Annotated in this window: 19 protein-coding genes; 5 read left to right on the top strand and 14 right to left on the bottom strand. The window is 40.2% G+C overall.

All coding sequences use genetic code 11. The features are described 5' to 3' along the window. Positions 1-4 precede the first annotated feature (4 nt). From ATG70_RS00915 to ATG70_RS00890, 6 genes are all read right to left on the bottom strand, one after another. Positions 5-805, bottom strand: coding sequence for a lipopolysaccharide core heptose(II) kinase RfaY (locus ATG70_RS00915; RefSeq protein ID WP_098442517.1), 801 nt, complete (start codon positions 803-805; stop codon positions 5-7). 74 nt (positions 806-879) lie between these two features. Next, complete coding sequence (locus ATG70_RS00910) at positions 880-2163, bottom strand: hemolysin family protein (protein ID WP_098442516.1); 1284 nt, start codon at positions 2161-2163, stop codon at positions 880-882. A gap of 69 nt (positions 2164-2232) precedes the next feature. Beyond that, the gene (locus ATG70_RS00905; protein ID WP_179886128.1) at positions 2233-2646 is read right to left on the bottom strand and encodes a MerR family transcriptional regulator; all 414 of its coding nucleotides are present in this window, start codon (positions 2644-2646) and stop codon (positions 2233-2235) included. Positions 2647-2824: 178 nt separating this feature from the next. Beyond that, entirely contained in the window at positions 2825-3166 is a 342-nt protein-coding gene (locus ATG70_RS00900; protein WP_098442514.1) for a hypothetical protein, read from the bottom strand. Positions 3167-3184: 18 nt separating this feature from the next. Continuing rightward, on the bottom strand, positions 3185-3454 hold the full coding sequence (gene rpsN, locus ATG70_RS00895) for a 30S ribosomal protein S14 (protein ID WP_098442513.1): 270 nt from the start codon (positions 3452-3454) through the stop codon (positions 3185-3187). 160 nt (positions 3455-3614) lie between these two features. Then, complete coding sequence (locus tag ATG70_RS00890) at positions 3615-3980, bottom strand: potassium channel family protein (protein WP_098442512.1); 366 nt, start codon at positions 3978-3980, stop codon at positions 3615-3617. Between the two features lie 184 nt (positions 3981-4164). Between ATG70_RS00890 and ATG70_RS00885 the strand changes: the two genes are divergently transcribed. Continuing rightward, positions 4165-4635, top strand: coding sequence for a nucleoside deaminase (locus ATG70_RS00885; RefSeq protein WP_098442511.1), 471 nt, complete (start codon positions 4165-4167; stop codon positions 4633-4635). A 44-nt stretch (positions 4636-4679) separates the two neighbouring features. Here ATG70_RS00885 and ATG70_RS00880 read toward each other — a convergent pair whose 3' ends face one another. From ATG70_RS00880 to ATG70_RS00870, 3 genes are all read right to left on the bottom strand, one after another. Further along, positions 4680-6008 (bottom strand): cyanophycinase, encoded by a 1329-nt coding sequence (locus ATG70_RS00880; RefSeq protein WP_179886127.1) that lies wholly within the window; start codon positions 6006-6008, stop codon positions 4680-4682. A 206-nt stretch (positions 6009-6214) separates the two neighbouring features. Further along, complete coding sequence (locus tag ATG70_RS00875; RefSeq protein WP_179886126.1) at positions 6215-7558, bottom strand: DUF2254 domain-containing protein; 1344 nt, start codon at positions 7556-7558, stop codon at positions 6215-6217. 134 nt (positions 7559-7692) lie between these two features. Beyond that, positions 7693-8145: an Lrp/AsnC family transcriptional regulator gene (locus ATG70_RS00870; RefSeq protein ID WP_098442508.1), complete on the bottom strand. Its 453-nt coding sequence runs from the start codon at positions 8143-8145 to the stop codon at positions 7693-7695. A gap of 119 nt (positions 8146-8264) precedes the next feature. Between ATG70_RS00870 and ATG70_RS00865 the strand changes: the two genes are divergently transcribed. After that, positions 8265-9023, top strand: coding sequence for an MBL fold metallo-hydrolase (locus ATG70_RS00865; RefSeq protein ID WP_098442507.1), 759 nt, complete (start codon positions 8265-8267; stop codon positions 9021-9023). Positions 9024-9163: 140 nt separating this feature from the next. Further along, positions 9164-9445 carry a hypothetical protein gene (locus ATG70_RS00860; RefSeq protein ID WP_098442506.1) on the top strand — a complete coding sequence of 94 codons (282 nt, stop codon included), beginning with the start codon at positions 9164-9166 and terminating at the stop codon, positions 9443-9445. 64 nt (positions 9446-9509) lie between these two features. Here the strand turns inward: ATG70_RS00860 and ATG70_RS00855 are convergent, their stop codons facing one another. Continuing rightward, the gene (locus tag ATG70_RS00855; protein ID WP_098442505.1) at positions 9510-10175 is read right to left on the bottom strand and encodes a type 1 glutamine amidotransferase domain-containing protein; all 666 of its coding nucleotides are present in this window, start codon (positions 10173-10175) and stop codon (positions 9510-9512) included. Between the two features lie 74 nt (positions 10176-10249). Here ATG70_RS00855 and ATG70_RS00850 point away from each other — a divergent pair, with 74 nt between their 5' ends. Continuing rightward, on the top strand, positions 10250-10846 hold the full coding sequence (locus tag ATG70_RS00850; protein WP_257147570.1) for a ferritin-like domain-containing protein: 597 nt from the start codon (positions 10250-10252) through the stop codon (positions 10844-10846). A gap of 50 nt (positions 10847-10896) precedes the next feature. On the opposite strand, the gene iadA is transcribed toward ATG70_RS00850, so the two are convergent. After that, entirely contained in the window at positions 10897-12063 is a 1167-nt protein-coding gene (iadA, locus tag ATG70_RS00845) for a beta-aspartyl-peptidase (RefSeq protein WP_098442504.1), read from the bottom strand. A 21-nt stretch (positions 12064-12084) separates the two neighbouring features. Then, positions 12085-13596: a putative basic amino acid antiporter YfcC gene (gene yfcC / locus ATG70_RS00840; RefSeq protein ID WP_098442503.1), complete on the bottom strand. Its 1512-nt coding sequence runs from the start codon at positions 13594-13596 to the stop codon at positions 12085-12087. 176 nt (positions 13597-13772) lie between these two features. Here yfcC and ATG70_RS00835 point away from each other — a divergent pair, with 176 nt between their 5' ends. Continuing rightward, positions 13773-15806, top strand: a complete 2034-nt coding sequence (locus ATG70_RS00835) for a sigma-54 interaction domain-containing protein (RefSeq protein WP_098442502.1) — start codon at positions 13773-13775, stop codon at positions 15804-15806. A gap of 107 nt (positions 15807-15913) precedes the next feature. On the opposite strand, the gene ATG70_RS00830 is transcribed toward ATG70_RS00835, so the two are convergent. Beyond that, positions 15914-17119 (bottom strand): MFS transporter, encoded by a 1206-nt coding sequence (locus tag ATG70_RS00830; RefSeq protein ID WP_179886125.1) that lies wholly within the window; start codon positions 17117-17119, stop codon positions 15914-15916. Between the two features lie 214 nt (positions 17120-17333). Next, positions 17334-17756, bottom strand: a complete 423-nt coding sequence (locus tag ATG70_RS00825; protein ID WP_098442501.1) for a flavoprotein — start codon at positions 17754-17756, stop codon at positions 17334-17336. Positions 17757-17792 lie beyond the last annotated feature (36 nt).

Below are 17792 nucleotides of genomic sequence, written 5' to 3'. Positions count from 1 at the left end.
TTGATCAGGTGCTGGTTTTATTATTAGGAATGATACTTATTGTTTTATGAAGGTGATCGCGAACCTGATCGATACTTTCAAATCTAGTCTCAATCTGTAGCAGTCGCTTTATGAAATGTTCCGTAGCGGGATGAATGGTTAGTTCTTCTGTCCATGGACGGTCTTTTCTACTGATGGGATCGTAAGAAGAGTAAAGCAAGAAGAGTAGAAAATCACCTAGATCGTATAAATCCTTTTGAATGAGCTCAAGCGCCTCCTGATCTGACTTATCTTTCAATGAGACTGCTAATCCAAAATCAATAACATAAATCTGAGCGTTTTTCACCATCACATTCGGTATTCGTAGATCACCATGAGTTATTCCGTGCGTATGTAGATAAACGACACTCTCAATCAAACCTTTAAGAAACTCCAGAGATTCCAGTTCATTGAATTGATTGTACTGATCAAACAGGACGTCTTCTAGATTCACACCCTCAATGTAGTCCATTACTAAAAATTGATTCCTGTTAAAATGAAAAGCATCATGAAGCTTAGGAATACTAATATGGTCTAAAGAAGCCAGTATCTCTGCCTCCATTTGATAGAAAGAAGTGTCACTGTTTTTCAGTTTACTTGGACGTATTTGCTTTACGACACATCGCTCTCTCGTTTTTTTATTTTTACAGAGATAAGTTATTCCGTAACTTCCCATCCCAATAACACGCTTCACGTCATATTGATTAGCAATAAGAAACTGCGGCTTGTAGGGTCGATCGATAAAAAAACGATAAAGGTGTTTCAATCGCCTTCTCCAGTTATTCATACCTTACCCCATTAAAAGAAGCAGCCATTTGGATCAGCTGCTCTTGTTGTTTTTTATGTGAGATGAATAAGAATCTAAACTCTTACCATCATATCTTCGTATGTTTGATCTTTTGGAAGCACTTCTACCAGTATTTTTCTTACGCGACGCTCTTCAACTTGTTCGACGATAATTTTAAGATTTTCATAATAGAAGGAATCCCCGTTACTAGGAACTGTTCCGAGATTCTCAATGACCCATCCACCTATCGTGTGATAAGAACTTTCAGGTGTAGCCGCCTCCATTAAATCGAAGAAATCATCTAGCTGAAATTGAGCATCAAAACGATAGTTGCTATCAGAGATTCGCTGCATCGTACTGAATTTCTCATCTTGCTCATCCCAGATTTCTCCCACAATCTCTTCTAGTACGTCTTCTAATGTAACGATTCCTGACGTACCACCAAATTCATCTAGCACAATGGCCATGTGTACCTTTTCCTTTTGCAATTTTGGTAACAGAGTGGAAATCTTCATTGATTCTACCACAAACAGAGGCTCTCGAATTAATTCTTTAATATCAACAGTTTGATACTTAATCAAGTGAGTAAAAAATTCTTTCTCCGTTAAAATCCCAATAATATTATCAATACTATCTTGATAGACAGGTATTCTTGAAAACCTCTCTTCAAAGAAGATTTCTTTCATTTCTTCTACGGATTGATCAATATCAATGGCCACAATGTCAATTCGCGGTGTTAAAACCTCACCTGCAAGCGTATCATCAAAATCCATCGATCGATGAATGAGGTCTCTTTCCTCTTTATCGATGACCCCTTCTTCTTCACTAATGTCTAACATTACTTTTAACTCTTCTTCTGTAACAGATGGCATTGTGCTGTTTTTCGCAAAAAGACTTGATACCCACACTTTCAATTTAACAAAAAAGAAATTGAGAGGTGCAAGCAGCTTAATGAGAACATATAACACCGTTGCGATCATTAATGAATAAGATTCTGCGTGTTCCTTTGCTAACGATTTAGGAAGTATTTCACCAAAGATCAAGACTAAAATAGTCATGAACACCGTACTAATCACGAGGCCAGCATTCCCGCCAAATATTTCAGTTGCTACAGCAGCTGAAATACTAGCAGCAGCAATATTGACTATATTGTTTCCGATAAGAATCGTTGATAAGGCTTTATCAAAGTTCTCAGCAATGGCTAAAGCTCTTTTACTTCCACGCCTTCCTTCATCTGCGAAATTTCTTAACCTAATCTTGTTAACACTCGAATAGGCTGTTTCAGCTGATGAGAAAAAAGCAGATAACAGTAATAAGGAACCTAATAAAAGAATCGAATCCAGTGGTATATCATTCAAAAAATTTCACTCTCCTGAGTTGTTGTTTATCCTAACTTTTTTAAAATTGCATTTCTACTTTTCACCCGGTCAAGTTGAGTAAAGAAGTAACGATTGAATAAGTGCGACAGTTTGAGGCGAAAGATTTTTCTTAATCTTCGTTTGAGCTTCTTCATCTAATTTCTCAACATTTTCGTAAATGTCCTTTAATTCTGCCCCTAAATATTCCATTTTATCAATTACTTGTTTCACCTGACTATGAATCATTTCTGTATCAACTTGACTAGACTTTTTTACCGTTAGACGTTGTTGGATTTGATTTAACGTCATTTGCATTTCTTTGCATTGTTCAATGAATTTAATATCATCAATCGCATCTGCCCCATAGAAGCGATAATTCGTTTCCGAGCGCTCACACTGCAATAATCCCATTTTGGTATAATAGTCAACTGTCCGTTTCGAAACATGGCACAATTCAGCTAACTCCCCTATTTTTAACAACACCCCAAGATTGATCACCTCACCATCATTTTAAGTTAAAATGCGTGAACTGTACAGTAGAACGTTATACTTCCTCTTCGTTTTTTGATCCGTTCACTGTGTTATAAGGGTATTGATGAAAAAACAGCGTGATTGTGAACTTAAAAAGAGCTGCGAATACATCAATGATTCGCAGCTCTTTTCATTTAAACACTAGATATCCTTTTTTCACTCTTTTTCCGTGAGAAGGGTGCTCCAACCACTTGATATGCTGAAGTTTCTCTTCCAATTTCGCGGCAATTTTCCATTCAATTCGATGCATCATTGTTCTCGCCTTATATGGAGAGATGTCAAATTGATTCGCTGCTTCATGATAAGGAGAATATTTTTTTAGAAGGTTCAGGTATTGATCGGGTGTTGCAGCCGCTTCAATCAACCTTACTTCTAATTCATCAATGAACTGATAGAGGGCTTTCTCCTTCTCCGGGAGTTTTGCCACGATATCACGAACGAGCATCTTCAATAAATATTCATTGCACTCCATTCATCTTCCCCTACCCTTTTACCAGCTTGACTTCTTCACTCCAGGGATCTGCCCCTTATGAGCATATTCACGAAACGCAATCCTAGACATTTTAAATTTTCGTAAGTACCCCTTCGGACGACCAGTCACTTCACAGCGATTATTTAACCGAGTTGGTGAAGAATCACGTGGCAATTTACGCATAGCTTCATAATCACCTTTCGCTTTCAACTCCTGACGAAGCTCAGCATATTTCAAGACGAGCTCCTGACGCTTTTGTTCTTTTACTACTTTCGACTTCTTAGCCAAATAAATGCATTCCTTTCTCTATTATAATCGTTGCGATTTGAGCACTAAGCAGTTATCCACAACTTATAATGATCAATCACTTTTCATAAATCGTAATAATTACGTTTTGTATTATAAGCCTCTATTCGTTATAACGCAAGAAAGAGAACTTCGGAAGAGATTACCTTTTGTTTAAGCCCTTCCTTTCACGTTCATCTTGTTTTCTTGATTTACTTCTTCCCATATGTAAAGCAAGCTTATTAATGAATCCTAAAATAAGGCCAATTCCAGTAAACAAATATAAGATAGTAAAAATCTTACCAAAATCGGTTTGTGGACTAAAATCACCAAAGCCTACGGTCGTTAGAGTAACAACACTAAAATACAGCGAATCTAACACAGACCAACTCTCTACCGTGTGATAGAAAATCGTTCCTGAGACGAGGGTGATCGTTGTTAAAAAGAATAGCACCTGAAATTCTTTATCTTTAATAGCCCACCATAATGCGGATAGCATTCTCTTTAACGTCAGAAGAAAGGAAATCATATAAACCTCCTGTTGAATGAAGGTCTATCACAGACAGCGATAGCCTAAAACTGATTTTAGCATATCACTACTTATAAACGAGACTACCGATTTATTATTTTTCGGCTCTTTCCCTGAAATTTTCTAAGCTGAAAGGGAATGATGATAGATATGTCTAATACCTATTAGATAGGAGTGTGGTGAAATGACAGAGAAAGATTGGCTCACACATGCCATTCAGTTAGCATCAAAAAGTGTTACAGATTATCGTGGTGGTCCATTTGGGGCTATCGTTGTAAAAGATGGCGTTGTGATTGGGGAAGGGTTCAATCAAGTGACAAGCGACCACGATCCAACTGCTCATGCAGAAGTTGTCGCTATTCGAAACGCCTGCCAAAAACTCGGGACGCATCAGCTTGACGGCTGTGTCATTTACGCAAGCTGTGAACCATGTCCAATGTGCCTTGGCGCCATTTACTGGTCACGGCCTGATCGCGTTTACTTCGCAGCTTCAAGACACGAAGCTGCCGATGCCGGATTTGATGATGCTGTCATCTATGATGAAATCGAGAAAAAACCTGAACATAGAACCATCCCGTTCCATCATATTGAGATGAAAGAAAAGAACGAGCCTTTTCAAAACTGGCAAAAACATGGCGAACGAGTAGAATACTAAAGAAGGATGTGCGTTGGCACATCCTTCTTTTCATAAACGAACTTCTAAAATTTTTCCATTTTCTTTTCATTTACTTTATCGATTTTTAACTTCACTTTCATTGGTGTTACATCAAGGGAAACGTTAATCGCCGCATAAGATTCTTCGCCGTTGATTTTCCCCCAGTACCCTTTCGTTTGTCTCGTTTCTGAGAAGACAAGCTTAAACCCTTCTCCTCTCTTGTCGCCAGTCAGTTCATAAGCGAGGCCGATCGCTTCATTGGAGTCACTATCAACGAGATCATACGTAAGAACTTGTTTTAGTGCATCTTCACCAAAAATCCCTGTATTCGTAGCGCTTTCCGGATAATAAGGTAGTTCGATAAGCGGTTTGTCCTCGTTGATCTCATACGTTTTTGATTCCCAGAAATACCGATCTCCTTTTTCAATGTAGCTAATGTTCACATCTTTCATCGCCGTCGGAAAATCTGTTGTTTTCTTAGCATTAGAAAGATCAACGACGACAAGCCCACTTTCTCCAACAACTTCAATTGATTGATCGTCATTATGAACAATCATTGCACTGTTTTCGTCAATACCGTAGCCCATTTCGTTACCAGCATCCCATGCCCCAACGATTAGTCGCCCAAAGCGGCCACGCTTCACAAAGTGCTGATCAACCGTACCCCCCTCAAAGAAACCAAGCCCTTGTGTAAGGAAAACGCGATTGTCATCAGCATCACCATAGTTATCTTCATAGGTGACCCCTTCATTTAGCGCACCAGAGCTTGTCCCTGCGCCAATCATCGGATCACTCATAATCGCTGCCCCAGCACTAGAACCACCTAAAACGGCACCATCTTGATAGGTCTCTCTGATTGAAGCTAAGACAGGAGTGTCCTCCCCATCATTTATAAGAGTCTTCGTATAATCTAACTGATTCCCCCCTACAAACCAAATTGCATCATACTTCTTCACTTTGTCAGCAAGATCTTCATTGTATGCACCATCATTCCACTTCGATTCATCTTCTTCTGTAGACGGATCATCACTTACAGCAATAGGTAGAATATCAATATTCTCCTCACTAACACCATAGCGTACGAAGTCTGCTTTGTAAGAAGATGCACTTTCTATTGGCGTTGCACTGGCAGTTGGCATAATGCCAATTTTCAATTTATCCTTTGTCTTGTTTCGATAATCCATCCCTAATGAAAGAAACGAGTCATATACTTCTTCATTATCCGGGCTTAAAGCCCCTCCTACTATTACCAGTGATCCTTTTGTTTCATTTGCGCCAGTGGCATTCGTTTCCAACTGCTTCCCTAGGATGACTAACACCATACAAACTGCGAGCATTGCTGTAACAGCGATAACATGCTTCCATTTTCCCAACTTCCACACTCCCTTTTTCATTGTTATCAAACTATTATGCAAGTTTCATTCCAACTGAGGAACACCGTAATGTAAAGGCCAGTTTCTTTTGGTCACGTTTATCTGGTTGTTTAACCGACCCAAAAACAACCTAAAAAATGAGCAAATTCCTTATAGGAAAATGCTCATCATGTATGTTACCGCCATATTGCTAAAATAGCCTATGGTTATTCCTTATTAGGATTATTCAGCACCTTAGAGGCACTCTTTGAACTAACTCTCTGGAGCATATATTCAAGCAAGAAAAGATAATCCTCCTGATTGCCTGTGTTTTTAGCAAGATCGGACAGTTGCTCTAAAATATACAAACAATCATTTTCATACAGACTATAGTTATCAAATCCTAAAATCGTCTGGCGGGCAAATTCCCATAGATCTTCGTGTACATCCTTATCCAACGTTTTACTTAGAAGGGAGATCATCGTTAAAAGCTCCGTCATCACTGTAGAATTTTGATTTGCATACTCACGAATAGATGCGAATCCCTTATGAAGGTAATAAGGAAAATTCTTTTGATTTAAGATAACGCGAAGCTCCTCTTCCTGATCGAAAAGATAGGGAGAAAAGTTCGTAGACTGTCCAATGCTTTTCAACAAATCAGCAATTTGATGAATTGTATTCGTAACCGTAAGCGGGTCATTATGGCCTAAAGCCTTGATCGCTACTTCGGCAAGCTTCATTAATCCATACTCCAAATCTTGAATTTCTGTACGTTTTACTCCGATCTCAATAGACTTAACGTAGCGTTCAGGATTTATGCTTTGTCCATATTCCCAATAAGTAAGTAGCGGCGTTCCTTCTACTACAAATTCGCCAATTCTAACATCAAACCTTAAAAGGCAGTTGTCTTTATTCGCTTGTTTAATAAGTTTCGCAAAGTCAGCGACTTGAAAATAACCAGATTGACTTGTTTTCATTACCTTTCCATCAGACTCAAGAGGAAGAGATTCACTTTCCACTTCCTTCTCAAGATGGTAAGAGTTTAATTCTTTTTCTAGGGAAGCCTGCACGGATTTCGACTTAACATTCATATTAAAACTGATGTTATGAACTTGCATCCAGGTTGCTGTATGGTTGATAAAATAAATAAAGGTTACCGCAGCTGTAATAGCTGTCAGAATGGATAATACCGGTGTCGCAACAACGTATTCCTCTTCCCCATGTGTCACATATAAAAAGTTTAAGAGTACATAAATAAAACTTCCATTAAAGATACCAAGTACGTGTTGGGTTGCCCGGTCACTGACGAAGTTTACTAGCATTTTGGAAGAGAACTGACCGCTAAACGTCGTGAGTGCGACGAGCAAAGAGTTAAGTGTAAAGGCACTTAACGTTAGCACCCCTCCAACGAGTGCACTTAGAAGCACCTGCAGTGTCTGTCCACTGAAACCGATCCCGATCGGTAAATATAAGCTAACATCCACCACATAATCGAGATAATAGGTAAAAGCAGAAAGAGCGATCGCTCCAACAATATACCAAAACGGCATAAACCAAATGGTTGAGTTCAATTCGCTTTTCCGCTGTCGCCTCGACATTTTTAAATATTTCTTTATATAGTAAATGAACCCCATAGTAGCCACCGTTCCTCAAAGTTTTAAATACTTCTTCTTACTACCCTGGAAAGAAGTAAACAAACCTTTTTTTAATGTTTCCATTTAATTTGGAGATTATCAAGACTAGCGGCTGCTTCGTTAATCACAATCGACAGTTTATAATTCACGTGCTCATTTAATTGAACAAGAAATTCATCAAGTTCTTTATTGGAAGGAAAACGACATTCTAGCAAATAACATCCATCACCACTGATTTTATAGTTTTTGAGAACATATTCTTCTTTTGTCTTGATATAAGAAAGATATGTGGTGTGAGGAATGTTTCGGGTGTAGATCGTCAGAAAACAGTGCACAGCGTAACCCATTTTCGACTTATCTACTTTAATTGAGTAACCTTCTATAATACCTTCTTCTTCTAATCTCAACACTCGAGATGAAGCGGCCTGACCCGTTAAATGAACTTTTTCACCAAGCTCTTTCATTGTGATGCGACCGTTCTTCGTTAATTCTTTAATAATCCGTAGGTCCGTTTGATCGATCATTCCATCAACTCCTTTCACAATTCAAGTATCTTATCTTAAAGACTTGAATTCATCTATGTATTCCTTGTCCACATCTATATTATCCTATAAGAGACCCAGATCAAAAGGAGGAAGATACAATGAAAATTCAATTTGTTCGTAACGCAACAATCGTTCTTCATTATGCTGATAAAAAATTTCTAATTGATCCATTCCTATCTGATAAAGGAGCAATGCCGCCTTTCCCAAACACAGCAAACCAGCACCTTTCAAACCCTACTGTCGATTTACCAACATCAATCAATGAAATCGTTGATGTTGACGCAGTGATCGTCACTCACCTGCATCCTGACCACTTTGACGAGAAAGCGAAACAGGTTCTTCCAAAAGAGATCCTGATCTATGCGCAAAACCAAGAAGATGTCGAAGTGATAAAAGAAGAAGGTTTTCCAAACGTCGTTTCCCTTGAGATAGAATCCTCTTTTGCAGATGTTACTATATCACGTACAGACGGGAAGCACGGAGCAGGTGAAATTTTAAAGCAGACGGGAAAAGTATCCGGACTATCATTTTCACATCCAAATGAAAAAACCGTTTATATTGCTGGAGATACTCTTTTCAACGAAGATGTTCAAGAAGCGATTCAGAAACATAAACCAGAAATCATTGTAGTGAATGCTGGTGCTGCCCAATTTCTTGAAGGTGGTCCCATTACAATGACAAAAGAAAACGTCGTGCAAACGTATCAAGAAGCGCCAGATGCAACGATCATTGCCGTGCATATGGAGTCACTCAATCACTGTCTGTTAACACGGGACGAATTAAAGCAATTCATCAAAGAAAAAGATCTTCTTAATAAAGTTCTCATTCCTGACGACGGTCAAACCCTGTCATTTTAAAGCACAAACCCGCAGCATATGCGGGTTTATTTCTTTTTTTCGCTCCTAAATAACTCCTATCTGAAAAATCCATTACATATTCGAACAATCCATTTCATAAGCATAGAGATGTATCAAATTCGCTTAGGGAGGGGATTGCGATGTCTGAAAAAAATTCAACGAAGGAAGAAAACCTCGTAAAGAAGACATCTAAAGCCGCAAGTGATCTTGTGAATAAATCCGCTGACACAGCGAACGATATTGTAAAGTCAGTAAGCGGAGAAGGTGGCCTTGTTGGTAAAGCCGCTGATGCTTCCACTGACTTTGTCAAAAATGTAAGTAAAACAGGGAATAAAGTAGTTGGAAAGTCAGTGGATACGGCTTCAAATATTATGAAAGGCGCATCTAAAAAAGTATTTGGAAAGAAAAAAGAGAAAGAGTAAGAATAAATACGAAAAGGACTCCATATTGGAGTCCTTTTCGCTTATCTTGCTAATCATTAATAAGTTAACTTAGTTTTTTTGTAACTTCCTTTGCAACCATTGTGGTAGATTGAGGATTTTGACCAGTAATTAAATTTCCATCAATCTGCATATGCTCAGCCCAGTTCTCTTTCGTCACAACATTGGCACCTAGTAAACGAAGGCGTGATTCAAGCAAGAAAGGCATGAATTGATCAAGAGTTGTCTCTCTTTCTTCATCGTCTGTGAACGCCGTCATTGTTTTACCTGAAACTAATGGCGTACCATCAGAGAGAGTAACACCAACAAGCCCAGCAGGACCATGGCAGACAGAAGCAACAATTTTGTTGGACTCATAAAATTCACGAATCAAGTGCTGGAGCTTATCATTTTCTGGAAGATCGAACATTGTGCCATGTCCACCAGGCATAAAGATCGCATCAAAAGTAGATGCACCAACAATTTTTTCTAGCTTCTCTGTATCTTCAAGGTATTTCGCAGTATCTAGAATTTTTTGAGGTGTTTCTCCACCTTCAAGACTCCGTTCATCAACAGGCGCTTTTCCGCCAAGAGGACTTGCCACTGTGATTTGATAACCACGCTTTTCAAATTCGACATACGCTTCCCCAAACTCCGATAACCATAAACCTGTTTTATGTCCTTCATTCATTGTATCTGCGGTTGTAACAACCATTAATATACGTTTGCTCATGACTGTTCCTCCTACTGTAATTATGAACTTTACAGTTAAGATCATAAGCTGTTCTTAAAGGGAAATCAAACAAAATGACTTCGACTGATAAAAATTACATAAAACTCCACCTTTATAGGAAGGTTAATCAACAAAAAGGCAAGGTGAGTAAAGTGAAAAAAGTTGCGATTGTTGCGATCATCAGCTTTATTTTCTTCAACTTCAATCTTCTTGAAGTCAAGGCAGAAGCACTTCCAGAAAACTACGGTGCAAAAGGAGCATTACAAGACTCTTCTATTACGCTTGAAGAAGCATTAACTTATGCATTGGAAGATGAATACCTCGCTCAGGCGCGATACGATGACATTATTAAAGAATATGGCGAGATTAGACCCTTTACGCAAATAAAAGTGGCAGAACAAAGGCACATCACTGCACTTCTTCCCTTATTTACAAGGTACAACATTAGCGTTCCAGAAAATAAGGCTAGTCAGTATACAACAACACCAAAAACGCTCAAAGAAGCGTTCGAAGCTGGCGTACAAGGAGAAATTGATAACATTGCCATGTACCAAAAATTAGCTAATTTGCCTGATCTGCCGCAGGATGTACAATCCGTCATGGTCAGGCTTGGAGACGCTTCAAAAAACCATCTGGCTGCATTCAAGCAAGGCTTAAGTCAGTATCAATGAATAAACGATCCCCCTCACTTAGAAATGAGGGGGATCGCTTCGTTCCGATTCTATTCAAATGTTCCTTTTACAAGACACTCTTGTGCTTCAACCATCTTCCGTCCTCTCGCAAAAACAGTATCAATCTGAAAATCCGAGTCTACGATCACAAGGTCCGCATCTTTCTCCACCGCAATCTCACCTTTTTGACTTAACTTCAATAGCGATGCCGGATTTTTCGTTATCACTTTAATCGCATCCGAAATCGGTACGCCATCTTCAACAATAGCATCTCGCACTTCTTTATAAAGTGAAGCCACAGAACCGATCTGTAGCCCTTCAAACTCACCTGAAGCATTAAAAGCAGGTAAACTTGCTTGTCCGTCTGATGTAAACGTAATCCGCTCAACGGGAACACCAGCCTCAAGAGCACGCTTCAACCCCGTACTGCATTTCACTTCGCCTTCTTCAAGAAATTGAGGAATGGTACTTGTCGTGAAATCAATGTTCCCACCTTTTTTCGCATAGGCGACCCCGGCTTCGAAAAGTTCTTCTGTCCGATTGATATGCGTTGGGTGAAACGTCTTAATCGGGATATCCGTCGTCTCCACCACTTGCTCAAGGAGCGATAGTTTAGACGGACTGTCCCCAAGATGAATATTGACGATGCCCGCTTTTCCAGAAAGCATTCCACCAATTCTTGCAGCCGAAGCGATCTTGGCCATTTCTTCTACCGTTGGCTGAGAAGAGCGATGATCACTAATCGCAATCTCTCCCGCTCCGATCACGCGATCAATCAGGATAATGTCATCCTCAATTTTTCCAGTTAACGTTTTTACCGGTACTTGATAACTTCCTGTATGCACATAGCACGTAATGCCTTCTTCTTCTAGTCCTCGCGCTTTTGCAATGAGGTCAGGCATTGTACGTGTTGTGCCATCTGTTCCAATCACTCCAACAATCGTCGTTACCCCAGCACTCGTCGCTTTCGATAACGTTAATTCCGGTGTCCTTGTTCGATAACTTCCTTCACCGCCACCACCTGTAATGTGAACGTGAGAGTCAATGAATCCCGGAAAGATCATCTTCCCAATCGCATCGATTACTTCATGTGGAATCGAATCAGGTAGTTTAATTTGATCCTCAATCATCGCGATTTTATCAAACGCGATTAGCATATCTTTCTTACCTATATGATCCGGCGCATAAATCTCGGCATTTCTTATGACTGTAAACATTGTCTTTCCTCCAAACGGTTGTTACTGGAAGTTCATGAGCGAAGCTGTAATCACAAAGACAGACGCGAGAACAAACAGCACAATTTGAAACTTAATAATAAATTTAAACCACGTACCCCAATCCATTCTAGCTGCACCAAGTGTACCCATTAGCGCCGCTGATGTAGGAACAATAATGTTTGTCAGTCCGTCCCCTAGCTGGAAAGCTAGAACAGCAACCTGACGCGTAACCCCTGCAATATCAGAGAGTGGGGCCATAAGAGGCATTGTGAGGGCCGCTTGCCCACTTCCAGAAACGACAAAGAAATTAAAGACAGACTGGAAGACAAACATAAACCACGCTGATAGCGCAGCTGGAAAATCATCAACTAAATTTCCTGCACTATATAACATTGTATTTAATACAGAAGGTTCACCAGCAGCATCGCCACCAAGAATAATCACAATTCCTTTGGCCATCCCAACGATTAACGCGGCCGGAAGCAAATCTTTTGCACCGTCTGTAAAGCCCTCTGCAATATCATTTACTGTCATGCCATTTAACTTAAAGATCACAGCAATCACACCAGCAATGATCCCAATTGTAAAGAACTGTGTTGCAATCTCCGGAATGTAATAAGCATGTTCAATAACACCCCATATAATCCAGCCAATTCCTGCTACAAGGGTGAGGACAACAAGTCCATGGCCAAGCGTAAATTTGGTAGCTAGGTCTTGATTCTGATTGTACTCCCTAAAGTAGCGATTCGCATCTGTACTAAGCGATTTCCTTGGATCCTTACGAACACCATTCGCATACCACATTGTGTACGCAATACCTATAATCGTAAAAACTCCCCACATTACCATTCGGAATGGTGACCCTGACAAAACTGGAATGCCGGATACTCCCTGAGCAATCGCTACGCTAAACGGGTTCATCCACGAAGTGGCAAATCCAATTTGTGTTGCAACATACGTTATCATTACCCCTGTAATAGCGTCATACCCGAGAGCTACGACAAGTGGTATGAGTATCATCGCAAAGGCAATCGCCTCTTCCCCCATACCAAAAACTGCCCCACCAAGCGAAAATAAAAAGAACATAATCGGAATAATAAGCACTTCTCGACCCTTTGTTTTATCAATAATGGAGAGAATTCCTTGATCAATCGCCTTTGTGCGCATGATGATCCCAAATGCACCACCAATAATTAAGATAAAAGCGACAACACCTACAGCAGATCCCCATTTATCTCCTGATACTAGCCCTTCGAACACATAATTAAGAAAACCCGCACCACCATAAGGCTCAAATAGTGAAACCCCTTCTCGGACCGCATCTCCACCATCGTCCGTTACATACTTGAAACTGTCCGGGACAAGAACCGTTTTCGTTTGCTCCTCTCCCTGCTGTACATACGTTACATCCTCCGTTTCAAACGTTCCTTTTGGAATAAAGTACGTTAAAGCAGCAGCAGCAAGTACGACAAAAAATACAATCACAAACGTATGAGGCATCTTCATTTCTTTTTTTCTCTTTTCTTGTTCCATACTTCCCCTTCTTTCCGATTTAATCATCATTACCTACTCTATAGAGAAGCAAGTTTCATGCCAACTTGATGAAGATATGAATTGTCCGAAAAATCATTAAATAAAGATCGGAATTGGTTCTTTTAAGTTCTTATCGGTGTTACAATAAAACCAAAAATAGAAAAGATGTGAACCACTTGGAGCGACCTACCTTAACGCTAATTGCCGGAAGTACCCAAACGAAAAAAGTACTCTATGATCAATTGCATCAGTTGGCCGGCGATTACATCGTCGTAAGAGCTTTTGCGATTGACGAATCGTTACCACATCAACTTGAAGATCACGTTATCTTGTATTCTTCCGAAGCAACTAAAACGGAAGCTGCTACGATAAGTAACATCTCAGGAAAAGAATCCATTGTAGGCAAACGAACCATTCGCCATGACTATATCGATCGTCTCCTTACGATTCCGCATGGCGAAAGAGTCTTAATGGTGAATGATGACGATCCGTCCACAGTTGATGTTATTGAATCACTCTACCAACTTGGCATTAACCACGTGACGTTTCTTCCATTTAAACGAGGACAAATGTTTTACGACAATATTCACGTAGCCGTTTCTCCTGGCGAAACGCACTTATGCCCATCTTATATTCCTCAAATCATTGATATCGGAGTAAGACCTTTTGATATGGCGACGATTATTAAAGTAATGGATTATTTTCAACTGGACGATTCCGTTTCTTCCAAAGTTTCCGAGCGCTACATTCGAAGTATGATCGTCTTACACCGCAAGATTCTTGGTGCTGAGAAAGAGGCGCTTCAAACAACAGAACATTATCAAAATGTCGTTAATACCGTCGATGATGGTATTCTAGCCATCAATAAAGAAAGAGAGATTACCTTGTTTAACCACCGACTTGAGGCACTCTTCCAGATGCCCGCCAAAGCTGTCATTGGTCGTGATCTTTCATATGTAGTGGATACCGATCTTCAAGATTTTATCATTAATGGATTAGAGGAAAATAAATTCGTTTCAATGAACGGGGTAGATGTTGTCGCCTTTCGTCAATCAATCCCAGAGGAACATACCACAGTTGTTACTTTTAAGAGCGTCAACCAGGCGTTTGAAATTGAAAAAACGGCACAGCGAGAGCAGCACAAGAAAGGATTCGCTGCAAAATATGACTTCGAAGATATTCTTGGTGAGCACCCCCTCCTTCTTGAACGCGTTCGTATCGCAAAAAAGCTCGCCATCGCTGAGCACCCTGTTTTGATTAACGGAGAAACAGGCGTTGGTAAAGAACTTTTCGCGCATGCGATTCACCGTAACTCTCTTCGAAAAAACGGACCGTTTATCGCGATTAATTGTAGCGCTTTGACGGAAAGTCTTTTAGAGAGTGAATTATTTGGGTATGAGGAAGGCACATTTACAGGAGCTCAGCGCGGTGGAAAGAAAGGACTATTTGAGCTTGCAGATAACGGAACGATTTTCCTCGATGAGATTGGTGATATTAGTCCAACGGTCCAAGCCCACTTACTGCGCGTTCTTCAGGAAAAAGAAATTAGAAGGATTGGTGGTAGAAAAATTACGCCGATTAATGTAAGAGTCATTGCCGCTACAAATAAAAAACTTGAACAAAAAATTACAGAAGGTACGTTTCGCTCGGATTTATTTTACCGATTAAATGTCCTTCAACTTGCGATCCCTCCACTTCGTGAACGTTTGAGCGACATTCAATCACTCACAAACTATTTTGTTACAAAAAGCGGCACGTGGATGAAAGTGGACCAACAAGTGATTGAAGCGTTTATGGCTCATCATTGGCCAGGAAATATTCGCGAGCTGAAAAGCATGATTGATTACGCGCTTGTGGTCTCAGGCGGCTCTACGATTACACTTGATGACCTCCCTCATCATCGCTTAGAACCAATGAACGAGAAGCCAGCGACACTTCCAGTAAGTAGCATCGATGCGAAGGATCATTACGTCATCTTGCAGATCATGAAAGACCGAAATGATGAAGGCAAAACAGCAAGTCGAGATTTACTTTCTAAAGAAAGCGCTACTTTATCTCACCCTCTCTCTCCTCAGCAAATCAGACTGCGATTAAACGATCTGGAAAACAAGGGGTATATTGTAAAAGGACGTGGACGTACAGGAACACAAATTACATTGGAAGGCGAGCAGTATTTAGCTCAGCTTAAGTTACACAACAAAAGCCGTTAAGGAGATTCCCTAACGGCTTTCATTAATTAACGAAACGAAATCATCCATAATTCCTTCATATGGAACGCAACAAAAAATTAACTAATTAAAAAAAGCATTTAGCCTTTCTACGCTTTTCTTTCCTTCGCACGAAGCCAACCTGTAAGAGCGACCGCTCCTACAACCATAATGCCACCAATCCACGGGGTGTGGATTAACCCAATTGAATCAACGATGACCCCACCAACAAATGACCCAATCGCAATCCCAACGTTAAATGCTGCGATATTAAGTGCGGATGCTACGTTTACCCCTGAAGGAACATACTTTTCAGCAAGGTTAACAACAAGTACTTGCAATCCAGGAACGTTCATAAAAGCAAACAATCCCATAAAGAAGATTGATATAATCCCCGCCACTTTGAATGGGAGTGCAAATGTCATTACGAAAAGAATGATCGCTTGCAGGACAAACATCCAGAATAACGCTTTTAATGGATTTTTATTCGACGCTTTACCGCCAATCATATTCCCAATCGCAACGGCCACACCATACACAAGTAAAATGACACTAACAAATTTCGCACTAAACCCTGTCACATCTTCAAGGAGCGGCGCTAAATACGTAAAGGCAACAAACGTACCACCGTAACCTAGTGCTGTAATTGCAAAAGCTAATAGTAGTTTTCCGTTCGTTAAGATCTTCACCTGTTCACTAAATTTCGCTGGTGGTGCTTCTTTCAAATCTTTTGGAACGAGAATCGCACTCGCGATAATCCCAATCACACCTAGTAAGGCAACGCCAAGAAATGTTGCTCTCCAACCAAACGCTTGTCCAATAAACGTACCAAGTGGAACTCCCGTCACTGTGGCAACGGTTAATCCTGTAAACATAAAGGCAATCGCACTTGCGCGCTTATTTTCTGGAACGAGGTCTGCTGCAATTGTTGAACCAATTGAAAAGAAGATTCCGTGTGAAAAAGCGGTAATAAACCTGGCGACGAGTAATAAACCGAACGATGTGGATATCCCCGCTACAAGGTTACCGATGATAAAGACGACCATTAAGGACATAAGGAGCGTTTTTCGATTCATTTTTCCAGTTAAAGCCGTTAGAACCGGAGCTCCAATGGCTACCCCTATGGCGTAGCCTGAAATCAGCAGGCCAGCCAGTGTAATTGAAATCGATAAGTCATCTGCAATAGAAGAAAGAAGACCAACAGGAACAAACTCGGTTGTTCCAATTCCAAATGCACTAATAGCGAGGGCTAAAAGAGCAAGAGTACCACTTGATTTTTCTTTCGAATGTGACATTGTATGTGTTTCAGAACTCATAAAGCGAATTCCTCCTTGAATTTTTTAGTGCCGAGATTAAAGGGAGGCGCCTCCCTTTTCGGCGGTACAACTGATTATGCAATCTTCTAGACAATAATAGAAGTACGTACTTTGTTGTAATATAGGCACCTACAAGTTCCTAATGGCTCAAATCAAGAGCTGCACACCAAAAAACCTCCCACTAAATTTTAGCGAGAGGTTCTAAGTTCGTGTTCTATTCTTTTTTTAAATCAAACGCGTTTACATGTTCACCTGGAATCCCGGCTTCAATGTAACTTCTAACCAGCTTCCAATTTCCTTGTACTTCTTTTCGAAATGTATTAAAAAAGACATTTCCCGTTTCACTTTGTTTGCCATCTACTTCAATAGAAGCAAAGATAATCGCAAGCATTTCATTTCTTCGAAGTGGGGTAACGGCCAGCTTCTTTAGAATCCACTTCGTCCCATCTTTTTGAAAGGACGTAAACGCTTGATCCCAGCCTTCAATCGATTCATCATATCCAAAATCGTATAATTCAGATTGACTGGAGATCTCTCTCGCCTGATACGAATCGCTTATTTTAACCTTCATTTCATCTAATGAAGAGTTCTGCCAGCTTGATAGAAAATCATCCAAAAATTCTTGAAATCCACTCATACTATTTCCCTCTCCTTTCTCTTACATATTCATGCT

It is taken from the genome of Bacillus sp. es.036 (assembly GCF_002563635.1).
GTDB lineage: Bacteria > Bacillota > Bacilli > Bacillales > Guptibacillaceae > Guptibacillus.
The sequence above is the reverse complement of the archived record's forward strand: the minus strand, read 5'-3'. Positions and strand labels throughout refer to the sequence as shown.

Excerpts from the sequence above, each read along its gene's own strand:
- ATG70_RS00915 (WP_098442517.1), bottom strand. The coding sequence starts at position 805 with ATGAATAACTGGAGAAGGCGATTGAAACACCTTTATCGTTTTTTTATC.
- ATG70_RS00900 (WP_098442514.1), bottom strand. The coding sequence starts at position 3,166 with ATGGAGTGCAATGAATATTTATTGAAGATGCTCGTTCGTGATATCGTG.
- ATG70_RS00890 (WP_098442512.1), bottom strand. The coding sequence starts at position 3,980 with ATGATTTCCTTTCTTCTGACGTTAAAGAGAATGCTATCCGCATTATGG.
- ATG70_RS00885 (WP_098442511.1), top strand. The coding sequence starts at position 4,165 with ATGACAGAGAAAGATTGGCTCACACATGCCATTCAGTTAGCATCAAAA.
- ATG70_RS00870 (WP_098442508.1), bottom strand. The coding sequence starts at position 8,145 with ATGATCGATCAAACGGACCTACGGATTATTAAAGAATTAACGAAGAAC.
- ATG70_RS00865 (WP_098442507.1), top strand. The coding sequence starts at position 8,265 with ATGAAAATTCAATTTGTTCGTAACGCAACAATCGTTCTTCATTATGCT.
- ATG70_RS00860 (WP_098442506.1), top strand. The coding sequence starts at position 9,164 with ATGTCTGAAAAAAATTCAACGAAGGAAGAAAACCTCGTAAAGAAGACA.
- ATG70_RS00855 (WP_098442505.1), bottom strand. The coding sequence starts at position 10,175 with ATGAGCAAACGTATATTAATGGTTGTTACAACCGCAGATACAATGAAT.
- ATG70_RS00850 (WP_257147570.1), top strand. The coding sequence starts at position 10,250 with ATGACTTCGACTGATAAAAATTACATAAAACTCCACCTTTATAGGAAG.
- iadA (WP_098442504.1), bottom strand. The coding sequence starts at position 12,063 with ATGTTTACAGTCATAAGAAATGCCGAGATTTATGCGCCGGATCATATA.
- yfcC (WP_098442503.1), bottom strand. The coding sequence starts at position 13,596 with ATGGAACAAGAAAAGAGAAAAAAAGAAATGAAGATGCCTCATACGTTT.
- ATG70_RS00830 (WP_179886125.1), bottom strand. The coding sequence starts at position 17,119 with ATGAGTTCTGAAACACATACAATGTCACATTCGAAAGAAAAATCAAGT.
- ATG70_RS00825 (WP_098442501.1), bottom strand. The coding sequence starts at position 17,756 with ATGAGTGGATTTCAAGAATTTTTGGATGATTTTCTATCAAGCTGGCAG.